The 14,044-nt window shown below is 68.0% G+C and carries 13 protein-coding genes; 3 read left to right on the top strand and 10 right to left on the bottom strand.

Annotated elements, in window-relative coordinates; translation table 11 throughout:
* The 3 genes from aceF to lpdA all read left to right on the top strand — a co-directional run.
* Window positions 1-1,354, top strand: a 1,354-nt coding sequence (aceF, locus tag IE209_RS04745) for a dihydrolipoyllysine-residue acetyltransferase (RefSeq protein WP_229882690.1), incomplete at its 5' end; no start/stop codon positions are given.
* A 13-nt stretch (window positions 1,355-1,367) separates the two neighbouring features.
* Window positions 1,368-1,952 carry an Ntn hydrolase family protein gene (locus IE209_RS04740; protein ID WP_145545386.1) on the top strand — a complete coding sequence of 195 codons (585 nt, stop codon included), beginning with the start codon at window positions 1,368-1,370 and terminating at the stop codon, window positions 1,950-1,952.
* Window positions 1,953-1,989: 37 nt separating this feature from the next.
* Window positions 1,990-3,804, top strand: a complete 1,815-nt coding sequence (lpdA, locus tag IE209_RS04735) for a dihydrolipoyl dehydrogenase (protein ID WP_189685804.1) — start codon at window positions 1,990-1,992, stop codon at window positions 3,802-3,804.
* Between the two features lie 46 nt (window positions 3,805-3,850).
* Here the strand turns inward: lpdA and IE209_RS04730 are convergent, their stop codons facing one another.
* From IE209_RS04730 to IE209_RS04685, 10 genes are all read right to left on the bottom strand, one after another.
* Window positions 3,851-4,399 carry a YceB family lipoprotein gene (locus IE209_RS04730; RefSeq protein WP_229882689.1) on the bottom strand — a complete coding sequence of 183 codons (549 nt, stop codon included), beginning with the start codon at window positions 4,397-4,399 and terminating at the stop codon, window positions 3,851-3,853.
* A gap of 70 nt (window positions 4,400-4,469) precedes the next feature.
* Complete coding sequence (soxA, locus tag IE209_RS04725; protein ID WP_189685803.1) at window positions 4,470-5,219, bottom strand: sulfur oxidation c-type cytochrome SoxA; 750 nt, start codon at window positions 5,217-5,219, stop codon at window positions 4,470-4,472.
* Window positions 5,216-5,536, bottom strand: coding sequence for a thiosulfate oxidation carrier complex protein SoxZ (soxZ, locus tag IE209_RS04720; protein ID WP_145545390.1), 321 nt, complete (start codon window positions 5,534-5,536; stop codon window positions 5,216-5,218). The genes soxA and soxZ overlap by 4 nt, the downstream gene beginning before the upstream one ends.
* An 8-nt stretch (window positions 5,537-5,544) precedes the next feature.
* A complete protein-coding gene (locus IE209_RS04715; RefSeq protein ID WP_229882688.1) occupies window positions 5,545-5,994 on the bottom strand; it encodes a thiosulfate oxidation carrier protein SoxY in 450 nt (149 codons plus the stop codon).
* A 4-nt stretch (window positions 5,995-5,998) separates the two neighbouring features.
* Window positions 5,999-6,427 carry a sulfur oxidation c-type cytochrome SoxX gene (gene soxX / locus IE209_RS04710; RefSeq protein ID WP_189685802.1) on the bottom strand — a complete coding sequence of 143 codons (429 nt, stop codon included), beginning with the start codon at window positions 6,425-6,427 and terminating at the stop codon, window positions 5,999-6,001.
* A complete protein-coding gene (locus IE209_RS04705) occupies window positions 6,427-8,598 on the bottom strand; it encodes a xanthine dehydrogenase family protein molybdopterin-binding subunit (RefSeq protein ID WP_229882687.1) in 2,172 nt (723 codons plus the stop codon). The genes soxX and IE209_RS04705 overlap by 1 nt, the downstream gene beginning before the upstream one ends.
* The gene (locus IE209_RS04700; protein ID WP_189685801.1) at window positions 8,595-9,095 is read right to left on the bottom strand and encodes a (2Fe-2S)-binding protein; all 501 of its coding nucleotides are present in this window, start codon (window positions 9,093-9,095) and stop codon (window positions 8,595-8,597) included. Before IE209_RS04700 ends, IE209_RS04705 begins: the two co-directional genes overlap by 4 nt.
* Before the next feature lie 93 nt (window positions 9,096-9,188).
* Window positions 9,189-10,724, bottom strand: a complete 1,536-nt coding sequence (locus tag IE209_RS04695; protein WP_189685800.1) for a SpoVR family protein — start codon at window positions 10,722-10,724, stop codon at window positions 9,189-9,191.
* Between the two features lie 28 nt (window positions 10,725-10,752).
* Complete coding sequence (locus IE209_RS04690; RefSeq protein ID WP_189685799.1) at window positions 10,753-12,024, bottom strand: YeaH/YhbH family protein; 1,272 nt, start codon at window positions 12,022-12,024, stop codon at window positions 10,753-10,755.
* 12 nt (window positions 12,025-12,036) lie between these two features.
* On the bottom strand, window positions 12,037-13,959 hold the full coding sequence (locus tag IE209_RS04685; protein WP_189685798.1) for a PrkA family serine protein kinase: 1,923 nt from the start codon (window positions 13,957-13,959) through the stop codon (window positions 12,037-12,039).
* Window positions 13,960-14,044: the final 85 nt, after the last annotated feature.

Genomic DNA, 14,044 nt, shown 5'->3' with positions numbered 1-14,044 from the left:
GCCCGCGGCGCCGGCGCCGGCCCAAGGCGGTGGCCTGGTCGAGATCCGCGTGCCCGACATCGGCGACTTCAAGGACGTGTCCGTCATCGAGGTCATGGTCCAACCCGGCGACAGCGTCAAGCTCGAGCAGTCGCTGATCACGGTGGAGAGCGACAAGGCCTCGATGGAGATTCCGTCGTCCGCGGCCGGCGTGCTCAAGGAGCTCAAGGTCAAGGTCGGCGACACCGTCAACATCGGCGATCTGCTGGGCACGGTGGAGTCCGCTGGCGCCCCGGCGGCGGCCAGCGCCGCACCGGCGGCCGCTGCGGCACCTGCCGCCGCCAAGAGCGAGGCGCCCGCGCCGGCCCCGGCCGCTGCACCTGCAGCCGCTGCGGCACCCGTTGCCGCCCACAACCCGACCGTCGCGCCCACCGGCGCGCTGCCGCACGCCTCGCCTTCGGTGCGCAAGTTCGCCCGCGAGCTGGGCGTGCCGCTGGCCGAGGTCAAGGGCTCGGGCCCCAAGGGCCGCATCACGCAGGACGACGTGCAGAGCTTCACCAAGTCGGTGATGAGCGGCGCCGTGCAGACCAAGGCCCAGGCTGCCAAGGCCCCGGCCGGTGGCGGAGGCGGTGGCGGTGCGGGCCTGGACCTGCTGCCCTGGCCCAAGGTCGATTTCGCCAAGTTCGGCCCGATCGAGCGCAAGGACCTGTCGCGCATCAAGAAGATCTCGGGCGCGAACCTGCACCGCAACTGGGTGATGATCCCGCACGTCACGAACAACGACGACGCCGACATCACCGAGCTGGAAGCCTTCCGCGTCTCCACCAACAAGGAGAACGAGAAGTCCGGCGTCAAGGTCACCATGCTGGCCTTCGTGATCAAGGCGGTGGTCGCGGCGCTCAAGAAGTACCCCGAGTTCAACGCCAGCCTGGACGGCGACGCGCTGGTCTACAAGCAGTACTTCCACATCGGCTTCGCGGCCGACACGCCGAACGGCCTGGTCGTTCCCGTGCTGCGCGATGCCGACAAGAAGGGTGTGCTGCAGATCAGCCAGGAGATGGGCGAGCTGGCCAAGAAGGCGCGCGACGGCAAGCTGGGCCCGGCCGACATGACCGGCGGCTGCTTCTCGATCAGCTCGCTGGGCGGCATCGGCGGCACCCACTTCACGCCCATCGTGAACGCACCCGAGGTCGCCATCCTGGGCCTGTCCAAGAGTGCGATGAAGCCGGTCTGGGACGGCAAGCAGTTCGTGCCGCGCCTGATGCTGCCGCTGTCGCTGTCCTACGACCACCGCGTCATCGACGGCGCTGCGGCCGCGCGCTTCAACGCCTACCTGGGCCAGGTGCTGGCCGACTTCCGCCGGGTCATCCTCTGACGCGGTCCGGCGCATGACAACGGTCGTCGTCGTCAAGAAGGCGGGTCAGGTCGCGATCGCGGCCGACACGCTGGTCACCTTCGGCGACACCCGCCTGACCCACCGCTTCGAGGACAACAGCAAGATCTTCGCGCTGGACACGCCGGACGGGCCCACCTACGTGGGCATGGCCGGCACCGTGGCGCACTTCCCCGTGCTGCGCAAGGCCCTCGCAGGCCTGCCGCGCGAGGAACTGCGCCTGTCGGGCAAGGACGAGGTGTTCGAGACCTTCACGCGCCTGCACCCCATCCTCAAGGACAAGTTCTTCCTGCAGACCAAGGAAGACGACGGCGACCCTTACGAGTCCAGCCAGTTCAGCGTGCTGCTGGCCAATGCCAGCGGCATCTACGGGCTGTACAGCTACCGCGAGGTGTTCGAGTTCAAGGAGTTCTGGGGCATCGGCTCGGGCCGCAGCTTTGCGCTGGGCGCCATGCATGCGGCGTCCAAACACGCCAAGACCGCGCGCGAGCTGGCGCTGATCGGCGTGCAGACGGGCTGCGAATTCGACAAGAACTCGGCCGGGCCGGTCGAGGTCTTCACGGTCAAGTTGAAGAAATAAAGGACGGCGCGCCGCGCGCGCCGGCAAGGAGAGATACATGGCAAGCATCGACATCAAGGTTCCCGACATCGGCGACTTCAGCGAAGTGGACGTCATCGAACTGCTGGTCAAGGTGGGCGACACCATCAAGCCCGAGCAGTCGCTGATCACGGTGGAAAGCGATAAGGCCTCGATGGAGATTCCGTCGAGCCACGGCGGCAAGGTCACGGCGCTCAAGGTGGCCGTGGGCGACAAGGTCAGCGAAGGCTCGGTCGTGCTGACGCTGGAGGCGTCCGATGCCGCGGCGCCCGCGCCGGCACCTGCTGCTGCGCCGGCTGCGGCCGCTCCAGCGCCGGCACCCGCTGCTGTGCCCACGCCGGCCCCCCAGGCTGCCGGCAGCTACGGCGGCGGTGTGGACCTGGAATGCGACACGCTGGTGCTGGGCGCTGGCCCCGGCGGCTACTCGGCCGCCTTCCGCAGTGCCGACCTGGGCATGAAGACCGTGCTCGTGGAGCGTTACGCCACGCTCGGTGGCGTCTGCCTGAACGTGGGCTGCATCCCTTCCAAGGCGCTGCTGCACGTGGCCGCCGTGATGGACGAGGTCAAGCACTTCGCAGACCTGGGCATCGACTACGGCGCCCCCAAGGTCGACCGTGCCAAGCTGCTCGCGCACAAGAACAAGGTCGTGGGCAAGCTGACCGGCGGCCTCACGGCCATGGCCAAGATGCGCAAGGTGACGACCGTGCGCGGCGTCGGCAGCTTCATCGACCCGCACCACCTGGAGGTGCAGGAGACCTCCGGCAGCGGCCAGGAGCTCTCGGGCAAGAAGCAGGTCATCAAGTTCCGCCACTGCATCATCGCGGCCGGCTCGCAGGCCGTGCACCTGCCGTTCATGCCCAAGGGCGACCCGCGCGTGGTCGATTCCACGGGCGCGCTGGACCTGGCGACCGATCCCAAGCGCATGCTGATCCTGGGCGGCGGCATCATCGGCCTGGAGATGGGCACGGTCTACTCCACGCTGGGCGCGCGCCTGGACGTGGTGGAGATGCTGGACGGCCTCATGCAGGGCGCTGACCGCGACCTCGTCAAGGTCTGGCAGAAGATGAACGCGCCGCGCTTCGACAACATCATGACCTCCACCAAGACCGTGGGCGCCGAGGCGACCAAGGAGGGCATCAAGGTCATGTTCGAAGGCGCGAACGCGCCCAAGGAGCCGCAGGTCTACGACCTCGTGCTGCAGGCCGTGGGCCGCACGCCCAACGGCAAGAAGATCGGCGCCGAGAAGGCCGGCGTGGCCGTGAGCGACCGCGGCTTCATCCCGGTCGACATCCAGATGCGCACCAACGTGCCGCACATCTTCGCGATCGGCGACATCGTGGGCCAGCCCATGCTGGCGCACAAGGCCGTGCACGAGGCGCATGTGGCGGCCGAGGTCATCGCCGGCGAGCAGAAGGGCGACAAGGAACTGCTGAGCGCGGCCTTCAATGCCCGCGTGATCCCCAGCGTCGCCTATACCGACCCCGAGGTGGCCTGGGTCGGCCTGACCGAGGACCAGGCCAAGGCCGAGGGCATCAAGGTCAAGAAGGGCCATTTCCCGTGGACGGCCTCGGGCCGCGCGATTGCGAACACGCGCGACGAGGGCTTCACCAAGCTGCTGTTCGACGCCGAGACGCACCGCATCCTTGGTGGCGGCATCGTCGGCACGCACGCCGGCGACATGATCGGCGAGATCGCGCTGGCCATCGAGATGGGCGCCGACGAGATCGACATCGGCAAGACCATCCACCCGCACCCCACGCTGGGCGAGAGCATCGGCATGGCGGCCGAGGTGGCGCACGGCACCTGCACGGATCTGCCGCCGCAGAAGAAGTAAACCGGGTCTGCCGGTTCTCGACCAAGGCCGCCGCGTGCGGCCTTGTTCACTCCAGCTGGATCTTGATCCCCTCGTCCAGCACCGTGATCGCGCCGACCTCGTAGGTCTTCAGGCCCACGGTCATCTCTTGCTTGGTGAAGCTGCGCAGCACATGGTCGTGCAGCAGCTCCTGCGCGACGACGGCGGCGATGCGGCGCAGCCGTTCGGCATCGCCGCCGGCCAGGCCCTGCAGTTCCAGGCTCTCCACGCTGGGCCGGTCCAGCCGCAGCGCGCGCGCGGCCGCGTCCCAGCGCAGCGCGCTGCTCATGGCCACGGTGCCGCCGACCTGGCCGCCGCGCAGCCAGGGGCTGGCGATGGTCAGCGCGGCCGTGAGACCCGTTCGCTGGGCCGGCGCGTTGAGGCCCAGGCGCGGGTCCTGCAGGCGCACGCGGAAGATCTCGGCATAGCGCTGCTCGAGCGGAAACTGCTTCTCCACGAGACTTTGCAGTTCGGCATGGCTGGCCGTGTACTCGCCCGTGAAGAAATTGAAGCCCGCATGGCCGATCGCCGGGAGCATGGCGAAGGCAAGCAGGCAGTGGCGGCGGGGCAGGGGCATGGCGGGCTATTGTGGTCGGCGGCTCGTGCCGTGCCCGCAAAAGCACCAAGCGATGCCGGGCTTCAGCGTGTCACGGCCGCACGGCCGGCGTCTCCAGCGGCAGGCCGCGTGCGCGCTGCGCCAGGTACAGCTCCAGTTCCACGAGCTCGGCCGCGCCGAAGGGCGGGGCCTGGGCGCGCACGCCCGTCATGCAGTTGCGCAGCCGGCGCTGCAGCGAGCCCATGCCCTGCCATTCGAGCCGGTAGATCGGGTAGCCCGTGGCCTGGCCCTGCGTGATGGGGTTGCCGGCCAGCTTGCGGTCCCAGGCGCCGTCATGGCACTGGGCGCAGGACATGTCGAGCTGGCCGATGCGGCGCACATAGGCGGCCTGGCCGCGCGCCGTGAACGGTGCCAGCCGCGGGTCCGCGGCCGGCGCGATGGGCAGGCCGCGCGACTGCTGGGCGACATAGGTCTCCAGGCTCAGCAGCGGCTCGCTCTCGGGCGACCAGGGCGTGGCCTGCTGGTGCTGCACCCGGCACTGCCCGATGCGCTGCGCGAGGTTGAGCGGCCCCTGGCTGGCCGTGTCGAAGGCCGGGTAGCGCGTGGCCACGCCGCGCATGGACTGGCTGGCATCGCCATGGCAGGACATGCAGCTGCGCTGTTCGCGGCCCTCAGGCTTGTTCCAGAGCGCCTGGCCTTCGTGCAGCCACAGCATGGCCGGGTTCTGGCTGTCGTCGCGCTGCATGGCCTGCGTCGCCGGGCCCATGAAGTCCAGGCCCGAACGCGCCGGCTGTGCGCCGGCGGATGCACACACCAGCGCCAGCGCGAGCCAGGCCCTCATTCGACGCGCACGGCGACGGTTTCGGTCTGCGCGAAGCCCTTGTCGCCCTCCCAGGTGATGCGCAGTTCGCCGCTGCGCTCGGCGCGCACCTGGAAGGCCACGTAAGGGTTGGCCGCGATGGCGGGGTACAGGTCGGCGCTGAAGACCAGGGCGCCGTCCAGCGTGCATTGCAACCGCGTGACGATGTCGCGCGGCAGCACGCGGCCGTTCTCGTCGGGCCGGTAGCCGGTTTCCATGGGGTGGGCGATCGTGGTGCGCACCTCGAAGGGCTCGCCGCGGCGCACGCTGGGCGGAACATGGATCAGGGTACGGGCCATGCGGCTTCCTATTCGATGCAGGCGGCCAGCGTGACCACCACGTCCACGGTGTGCGAGAAGGCCGCGCCGTCCTCCATCAGGGCCACGGCCACGAGCTTTTGCGAGGTGGCGAGCCGGATGCGCGTGGCGGCCCAGGCCCGGCCAGACGCCGGCCCGAAGCGAAAGCGCGCCACGTCGCGCTGCGGGTTGCGTTCGTTGAACAAGGCCAGACTGCGCAGTTGCGGCAGCGCGATGCCGTCATCGACCGAGAGCGTGACGGGCACGGCGTTGCCGTTCTCCACCAGCGTGGAGATCTCCAGCCGCACGCGGCCGGGTTGCGGTGTGCGGCCGCCGGTGAAGGCTGCGATGGCAGCGGCCAGATCGCCCGTGGCGGCCGCGCCCGGGCGCATCACCAGGCCGGCGGCCAGGCCCGTGCCCAGGGCGAGAGCATGGCGGCGTCGCGGGTCGAAGGGGGTCAAGACATTACTCCTTGAGGCTGGACAGGTAGGCCACCACGTCCTCGATCTGCTGCGCGTCCAGCAGCGGCTTGCCGCGCCAGGCCGCGCCCACCTGCCGCAGCCCCTCGGTGCGGTGGTAGGCCGGCATGATGGTGCCGGGCACCAGGCGCTGCGGCTCCACCAGCCGCAGCCGCAGCTGGCCGGCGCTCCAGCGTGTGCCGACGCCGGCCAGGTTCGGCGCCAGGTCGCCCTGGAAGCGTTCCTCCGGGATCGGCGCGCCGTGGCACAGCAGGCACAGGCCCAGCTGCCGGTTGGCCACGATGGCGCGGCCGCGCGCCGCATCGCCGGCCAGGCCCGCGAGCGGCGCCGCGATGGCATCGCCCTGGACCGTGTAGGGCGCCAGCGGCTGGGCGGCCGCCGCACCCGCCAGCAGCAGCGCCGCCAGCCCGCGCATCAGGCCTTCTTGAGGTCGTGGTTCTTGAGCGGCAGGTCGCGGATGCGCTTGCCCGTGGCCGCGAAGATGGCGTTGAGCACGGCCGGCGCGGCCACCGCGATGGTCGGCTCGCCCACCCCGCCCCAGAAGCCGCCCGAAGGCACGATCACGGTCTCCACGGCCGGCATCTCGTCCATCTTGAGCACCGGGTAGGTGGAGAAGTTGTCCTGCTCGATGCGGCCGTCCTTGACCGTGCACTCGCCGTACAGCGCGGCCGACAGCCCGTAGGCGAACGAGCCTTCGACCTGGGCCTCGATCTGCTGCGGATTCACGGCGTAACCCGGGTCGGTGGCCGCGACGATGCGGTGCACCTTGAGCTTGCCGTCGTCGCTGACCGAGATCTCGGCGCAGGCCGCCACGTAGCTGCCGAAGCCCATGGTCTGCGCCAGGCCGCGGAAGCGCCCGGCCGGCGCCGGCTTGTCCCAGCCCACGCGTTCGGCCACGGCATTGAGCACCGCCAGATGCTTGGGATGCTGGGCCATGAGCTTGCGCCGCAGGGCCAGCGGGTCCTGCTGCGTGGCGTGCGCGATCTCGTCGATGAAGGACTCCAGGTAGATCGCGTTCTGGTTCAGGTTGACGCCACGCCAGAAGCCCGGCGGCACATGCGGGTTGCGCATGGCGTGGTCGACCAGCAGGTGCGGCACGCTGTAGCCGATCGAGGCCTCCGGCCCCGGCGCGTTGAGGCCCTGGAATACCACGGGATCGCGGCCGTCCTTGATGTTCTGCGGAAAGATGCCGGCCACGATGGACTGGCCCGAGATGCGCATGTGCAGCGCCTGCAGCTCGTCCTTGTCGTCCAGACCCGCGACCAGGCGGCATTGGGTCACCGGGTGGTACAGGCCGTGCTGCATGTCCTCTTCGCGCGACCAGATCAGCTTGACGGGCACGCCGGGCAACTGCCGCGCGATGGCCACGGACTGGCGCACCCAGTCGTGCACGGCGCCGCGCCGGCCGAAGCCGCCTCCCAGGTGGATCTTGTAGACCTCGCACTGCGCGGGCGGCAGGCCGGCGGCCTCGGCCGCTGCGGCCAGTGCGGCCTCTCCATTCTGCGTGGGCGTCCAGACCTCGCAGCGCTGCGGCGTCCAGCGCGCCGTCGCATTCATGGTCTCCATGGTCGCGTGGTTCTGGTGCGGATAGCTGTAGGTGGCCTCGATGCGCCGCGCCGCGCCGGCCAATGCGGCCTTGGCGTCGCCATTGCGGTTGCCCACGACCGCCTGCTCGGCCGTGAGGCCGGCCTTCAGCACCTCGGCGAAACCGGCGCTGGAGGCCTGCGCGTGCTGGCCGAAGTCCCATTCGACGGGCAGGGCGTCCAGCGCGGTCTTGGCCCGCCACCAGGTGTCGGCCACGACGGCCACGGCGTTGTCGCCCACGCGCACGACCTTGTGCACGCCACGCCGTTTTTCGACAGCGGCCGCGTCGAAGGACTTGAGCGTGCCGCCGAACACGGGGCAGGCCTTGATCGCCGCATTCAGCATGCCGGGCATCTGCAGGTCCATGCCGTAGACCTGCTTGCCCGTGACCTTCTCGACCGTGTCCAGCCGCGCCAGGCGCTTGCCGATCAGCTGCCAGTCCTTGGGATCCTTGAGCGGCACGTCCGCCGGCGGCTTGAGTTGGCCGGCGGCCGCAGCCACTTTGCCGTAGGTCGTGGTGCGGCCCGTCGGCTGGTGCGTGATGACGCCCTTGACCGCGCGGCATTCGCCCGCCGGCACCTTCCAGCCGTCGGCCGCGGCCTGCACGAGCATCACGCGCGCCGTGGCACCGCCCTTGCGCACGTAGTCGTGCGATTCGCGGATGCCGCGGCTGCCCCCCGTGGAGAAGTTGCCCCAGGCGCGCTGGCGCGCGAGGTTCTGGCCCGGCGTGGGGTACTCGGTCGTGACCTTGGCCCAGTCGCAGTCGAGTTCGTCGGCCACCAGCTGCGCCAGGCCCGTCAGCGTGCCCTGGCCCATCTCGGAGCGCGCGATGCGCACGACCACGGTGTCGTCGGGCTTCACGACGACCCAGGCGTTGACCTCGTCGGGCAGCGGCGTCTGCGCCAGGCTCTTGCGCGGGACGTGGAAGCCCACGACCAGTGCCCCGGCCGTGGCGGCGGTGCCGCCGATGAAGCGGCGGCGGGTGGTGGTGGCGGCGCTCACGTCACGCTCCCGTCCACGTGCAGGATCGACAGTCCGGCGGACTTGGTGCTGCCCTGGGCGACGGCCTTGATCGCCGCGCGCACGCGGTTGTAGGTGCCGCAGCGGCAGATGTTGGTGATGGCTTCGTCGATGTCCTGGTCGCTGGGATTGGGCTTCGTCTGGAGCAGCGCGCTCGCGGCCATGACCATGCCGCACTGGCAGAAGCCGCACTGCGGCACGTCCAGCGCCACCCAGGCCTTTTGCACCGGGTGCGAGCCATCGGGCGACAGGCCCTCGATGGTCACGATCTTCTCGGTCGCCTCGATGGTGGAGACCGGCCGCACGCAACTGCGCGTGGGCACGCCGTCCAGGTGCACGGTGCAGGCGCCGCAGGCCGCGATGCCGCAGCCGTACTTGGTGCCGGTCAGGCCGAGCTGCTCGCGCAGCACCCACAGGAGAGGTGTGTCGTCCTCGACATCGACCTCGCGTTGCACTCCGTTCACGTTCAATCGTCGCATCGGGGCTCCTGGCAGTTGGCTGAGAACTGCAAGTAGACGTGGGCGCGCGGCCGAAGTTCCGCGGAATCGGCCAGGTGGGGCAACGCGGCCGCGTCAGGCCGGGTCGGAGGCGCGCCGACGGCGGTCCTGGCGGTGCTCGGCCACGAGTTCGACCGAGCCGTCGGCGTTCTGGCGTTCCAGCCGCACGTTGAAGCCCCATAGCGTGCCCAGGTGCGAGAGCATGGTGGCGGCCGAATCGCCGAGCGGGCGGCGCTGGTGGGCGAAGTGGCGCAGGGTCAGCGAGCGGTCGCCGCGCAGGTCCACGTTCCAGACCTGGATGTTGGGTTCGCGGCTGCCCAGGTCGTACTGCTCGGACAGCTGGCGGCGCAACGCGCGGTAGCCGGTTTCGTCGTGGATGGCCTGGATCTCCAGCTTGCTGCGGCTGTCGTCGTCCAGCACCGAGAAGAAGCGGAAGTCGCGCATGACCTTGGGCGACAGGAACTGCGCGACGAAGCTCTCGTCCTTGAAGTTCTGCATCGCGAAGTCGAAGGTCTTGCGCCAGTCCGAGCCCGCGAACTCGGGGAACCAGGCGCGGTCCTCCTCGGTCGGCTCCTCGCAGATGCGGCGGATGTCGCGCCACATCGCAAAGCCCAGCGCGTACACGTTGATGCCCGAGAAGTGCTGGCTGTTGTAGGGCGGCTGGTAGACCACGTTGGTGTGGGACTGCAGGAACTCCATCATGAAGCCGTCCGACAGCTGGCCCTGGTCGTAGAGCGTGTTCAGGATGGTGTAGTGCCAGTAGGTGGCCCAGCCCTCGTTCATGACCTGGGTCTGGCGCTGCGGATAGAAGTACTGGCCGATCTTGCGCACGATGCGCACCACCTCGCGCTGCCAGGGCTCCAGCAGCGGCGCATGCTTCTCGATGAAGTACAGCAGGTTCTCTTCGGGCTCCTTGGGGAAGCGCTCTTCCTTGGCCTGCTGCTCGGCCTCGTGGCGCGGTGGCAGCGTGCGCCACAGGTCGTTGACCTGGGCCTGCAGGTACTCCTCGCGTTCCTTCTGGCGCAGGGTTTCCTTCTCCAGCGACAGCCGCGGCGAGCGCTTGTAGCGGTCCACGCCCACGTTGGTCAGGGCGTGGCAGGCGTCGATGAGCCGCTCCACGGCCTCCACGCCATGGCGCTCCTCGCACTGCGCGATGTAGTTCTTGGCGAACACCAGGTAGTCGACGATGGCGTCGGCGCTGGTCCATTGCCTGAAGAGGTGGTTACCCTTGAAGAAGGAGTTGTGGCCGTAGGCCGCATGGGCGATCACGAGCGCCTGCATGGGCAAGGTGTTCTCGTCCATGAGGTAGGCGATGCAGGGGTTGGAGTTGATGACGATCTCGTACGCCAGACCCATCTGCCCGCGCTTGTAGCGGTTCTCGGTCGCCAGGAAATGCTTGCCGAAGGACCAGTGGTGGTAGTAGACCGGCATGCCGATGGAGGCGTAGGCGTCCATCATCTGCTCGGCGCTGATGACCTCGATCTGGTGCGGGTAGCAGTCCAGCCCGTAGTCGCGCGCCACGCGCGCGATGGCTTCGTCGTACGCCTCGATCGCCTCGAAGGTCCACTCCGAGCCGGCGGGAAGGGGTTTGAACTGGGCCTTGGTCAGCATGGGTCTCCCTTGTGCGGCCGGGCAGGGCTCAGGCCCGGCGCTTGAACAGTTCGCGGAACACGGGATAGATGTCGGCCAGGTTCGCGATGCGCTGCATCGCGAAGCGGCCGGCATGGGCTTCCTGGAGCTTGAGGTACTCCTCCCATAGATTCTGCGGCGGTCCGTCGGTGATCTCGATGTAGGCGAAGTACTGCGTGAGTTCGAGGATCTGGTTGCCGAGGATCTCGCGGCAGCGCGGCGAGTCGTCGTGCCAGTTGTCGCCGTCCGAAGCCTGGGCGCCGTAGATGTTCCACAGGCTGCTGGGGTAACGCGCCGCGATGATCTCGTGCATGAGCGTGAGCGCGCTGGAGACCACCGTGCCGCCGGATTCGCGCGAGGTGAAGAAGTCCTCCTCGCTGACCTCGCTGGCGACCGTGTGGTGCCGGATGAAGACCACCTCGATGTGCTCGTAGTTCCGGTTGAGGAACAGGTACAGCAGCATGAAGAAGCGCTTGGCCACGTTCTTGCGGCCCTCGTCCATGGAGCCCGAGACGTCGAGCAGGCAGAACATCACGGCCTGCGTGGACGGCTTCGGGGTCTTCACGCGGTTGTTGTAGCGCAGGTCGAAGGTGTCGACGAAGGGGATCTGGTCGATCTTGGCGCGCAGCTTGGTGATCTCCTTGCGCACGCGCTCGACCTCGGGATCGTCCTCGGGCAGCTTCTCGCGCAGTTCGGCAAGCTCTTTCTCAAGCGCGCGCAGCTGCGTGAGGTAGGGCCCGCCGATGGCCACGCGCCGGCCGGCCGCACCGCGCATGGTGCGCGTGAGGTTCACATTGGTCGGCACGCCGGTCTGCACGAAACCGGCGCGCGTGCGCTTGAACTGCTCGATCTGGGCCAGCTGCTGCTTGACGAGGTTGGGCAGGGCCATCTCGTCGAAGAAGATGTCCAGGAACTCGTCCTTGGTCAGCGTGAAGACGAACTCGTCGAGACTCTCGCCCTCGTTGCTGGCCTGGCCCTTGCCGCCGCCCCCACCGCCACCGCCCTTGGGCCGGTCGACCTGGTCGCCCGCATTGAAGCGGTCGTTGCCGGGCCGCACCGCGTCCCAGACACCGCCGCGCCCGTGCTCGAACTGGGGCTCGTCGATGTCCTTGCCGGGGATGCCGATCTTCTCGCCTTCGTCCAGGTCCTTGAGGCCGCGCTTGTTGATCGCGTCGGACACGGCCTTGCGGATCTGGCCCTTGAAGCGCCGGATGAAGCGGCTGCGGTTGACCGAACTCTTGTTCTTGCTGTCGTTACGCCGGTCAACGATGCGCACGGTCATCTAGGGCCTTTCTCACGAGGACTTGCGCACGCGCAGATACCACTCGCAGAGCAGGCGGACCTGCTTTTCGGTGTAGCCCTTGGTGATCATGCGGTTCACGAAGTCCGCGTGCTTCTTCTGCTCCTCGTTGCTGGCCTTGGCGTTGAACGAGATCACGGGCAGCAGCTCCTCGGTGTTCGAGAACATCTTCTTCTCGATCACGGCGCGCAGCTTCTCGTAGGAAGTCCAGGCCGGGTTCTTGCCGTCCTGGCGGGCCCGTGCGCGCAGCACGAAGTTGACGACCTCGTTGCGGAAGTCCTTGGGATTGGAGATGCCGGCGGGCTTCTCGATCTTCTCGAGCTCGTCGTTGAGCGCGCCGCGGTCCAGGATCTCGCCCGTGTTCGGGTCGCGGTACTCCTGGTCCTGGATCCAGAAGTCGGCGTAGACCACGTAGCGGTCGAAGATGTTCTGGCCGTACTCGGAGTAGCTCTCCAGGTACGAGGTCTGGATCTCCTTGCCGATGAACTCGGCATAGCGCGGCGACAGGAACTCCTTGATGTAGCGCAGGTACTTCTCGCCGACCTCGGGCGGGAACTGCTCCTGCTCGATCTGCTGCTCCAGCACGTACATGAGGTGCACGGGATTGGCCGCCACCTCGCGGTGGTCGAAATTGAACACGCGCGACAGGATCTTGAATGCGAAGCGCGTGGACAGGCCGGTCATGCCTTCGTCGACGCCGGCGAAGTCGCGGTACTCCTGGAAGCTCTTGGCACGCGGGTCGGTGTCCTTGAGGTTCTCGCCGTCGTAGACGCGCATCTTGGAGAAGATGGACGAGTTCTCGGGCTCCTTCAGGCGCGACAGCACCGAGAACTGCGCCAGCATGCGCAGCGTGTCGGGCGCGCAGGGCGCTTCGGCCAGCGAGGAGTTGGTGACCAGCTTCTCGTAGATCTTGATCTCGTCGGCCACGCGCAGGCAGTAGGGCACCTTGACGATGTAGATCCGGTCGAGGAAGGCCTCGTTGTTGCGGTTGTTGCGGAAGGCCTGCCACTCGGCCTCGTTCGAGTGGGCCAGGATCAGGCCGTCGAACGGAATCGCGCCGAAGCCTTCGGTGCCCTTGTAGTTGCCTTCCTGCGTGGCGGTCAGCAGCGGGTGCAGCACCTTGATCGGTGCCTTGAACATTTCCACGAATTCGAGCACGCCGCGGTTGGACAGGCACAGGCCGCCCGAGTAGGAGTAGGCGTCCGGGTCGTCCTGCGAATAGGTCTCGAGCTTGCGGATGTCGATCTTGCCGACCAGCGAGGAGATGTCCTGGTTGTTCTCGTCGCCGGGTTCGGTCTTGGACACGGCGATCTGCTTGAGCACCGAAGGCCGGATCTTGACCACGCGGAACTTGGTGATGTCGCCGCCGAACTCCTGCAGCCGCTTGACGGCCCAGGGGCTCATGATGGTGTTGAGGTAGCGGCGCGGAATGCCGTAGTCGCCTTCGAGGATGCCGGCGTCCTCGTTCGCATCGAACAGGCCCAGCGGCGACTCGTGCACGGGCGAGCCCTTGATCGCGTAGAACGGCACCTTCTCGATCAGGTACTTGAGCCGCTCGGCCAGCGAGGACTTGCCGCCACCCACCGGGCCCAGCAGATACAGCACCTGCTTCTTTTCTTCCAGGCCCTGGGCTGCGTGGCGGAAGTAGGCGACGATGCTTTCGATCACCTCCTCCATGCCGTACAGGTCGCGGAACGCCGGGTACACGCGAATCATCTTGTTGGCGAAGATGCGCGACAGGCGCGGATCCGTGCGCGTGTCCACCAGCTCCGACTCGCCGATTGCCAGCAGCATGCGTTCGGCCACGCTGGCGTACGCGGTCGGATCGCGCTTGCACAGTTCCAGGTATTCCTGGACCGACATTTCCTCTTCCTGGGCGGCTTCGAATCGGTCCTGGTAACGGGCAAAGATCGACATCGTTTCTCCTGTGAATTGGGAACAGCTGTCAACGCTTTGGTGGGCGTTTGGCGAGAAGGTTCTGAACCATCATAGTCCTTCCCCG

Source organism: Pseudorhodoferax aquiterrae (assembly GCF_014652235.1).
GTDB lineage: Bacteria > Pseudomonadota > Gammaproteobacteria > Burkholderiales > Burkholderiaceae_C > Pseudorhodoferax > Pseudorhodoferax aquiterrae.
Note: the sequence above shows the minus strand (reverse complement) of the source record. Positions and strands in the feature narration are given on the sequence as shown.

What these genes read in the sequence shown, in the direction of transcription:
- IE209_RS04740 (WP_145545386.1), top strand. Translation starts at nt 1,368, where the DNA reads ATGACAACGGTCGTCGTCGTCAAGAAGGCGGGTCAGGTCGCGATCGCG.
- lpdA (WP_189685804.1), top strand. Translation starts at nt 1,990, where the DNA reads ATGGCAAGCATCGACATCAAGGTTCCCGACATCGGCGACTTCAGCGAA.
- IE209_RS04730 (WP_229882689.1), bottom strand. Translation starts at nt 4,399, where the DNA reads ATGCCCCTGCCCCGCCGCCACTGCCTGCTTGCCTTCGCCATGCTCCCG.
- soxA (WP_189685803.1), bottom strand. Translation starts at nt 5,219, where the DNA reads ATGAGGGCCTGGCTCGCGCTGGCGCTGGTGTGTGCATCCGCCGGCGCA.
- soxZ (WP_145545390.1), bottom strand. Translation starts at nt 5,536, where the DNA reads ATGGCCCGTACCCTGATCCATGTTCCGCCCAGCGTGCGCCGCGGCGAG.
- soxX (WP_189685802.1), bottom strand. Translation starts at nt 6,427, where the DNA reads ATGCGCGGGCTGGCGGCGCTGCTGCTGGCGGGTGCGGCGGCCGCCCAG.
- IE209_RS04700 (WP_189685801.1), bottom strand. Translation starts at nt 9,095, where the DNA reads ATGCGACGATTGAACGTGAACGGAGTGCAACGCGAGGTCGATGTCGAG.
- IE209_RS04695 (WP_189685800.1), bottom strand. Translation starts at nt 10,724, where the DNA reads ATGCTGACCAAGGCCCAGTTCAAACCCCTTCCCGCCGGCTCGGAGTGG.
- IE209_RS04690 (WP_189685799.1), bottom strand. Translation starts at nt 12,024, where the DNA reads ATGACCGTGCGCATCGTTGACCGGCGTAACGACAGCAAGAACAAGAGT.
- IE209_RS04685 (WP_189685798.1), bottom strand. Translation starts at nt 13,959, where the DNA reads ATGTCGATCTTTGCCCGTTACCAGGACCGATTCGAAGCCGCCCAGGAA.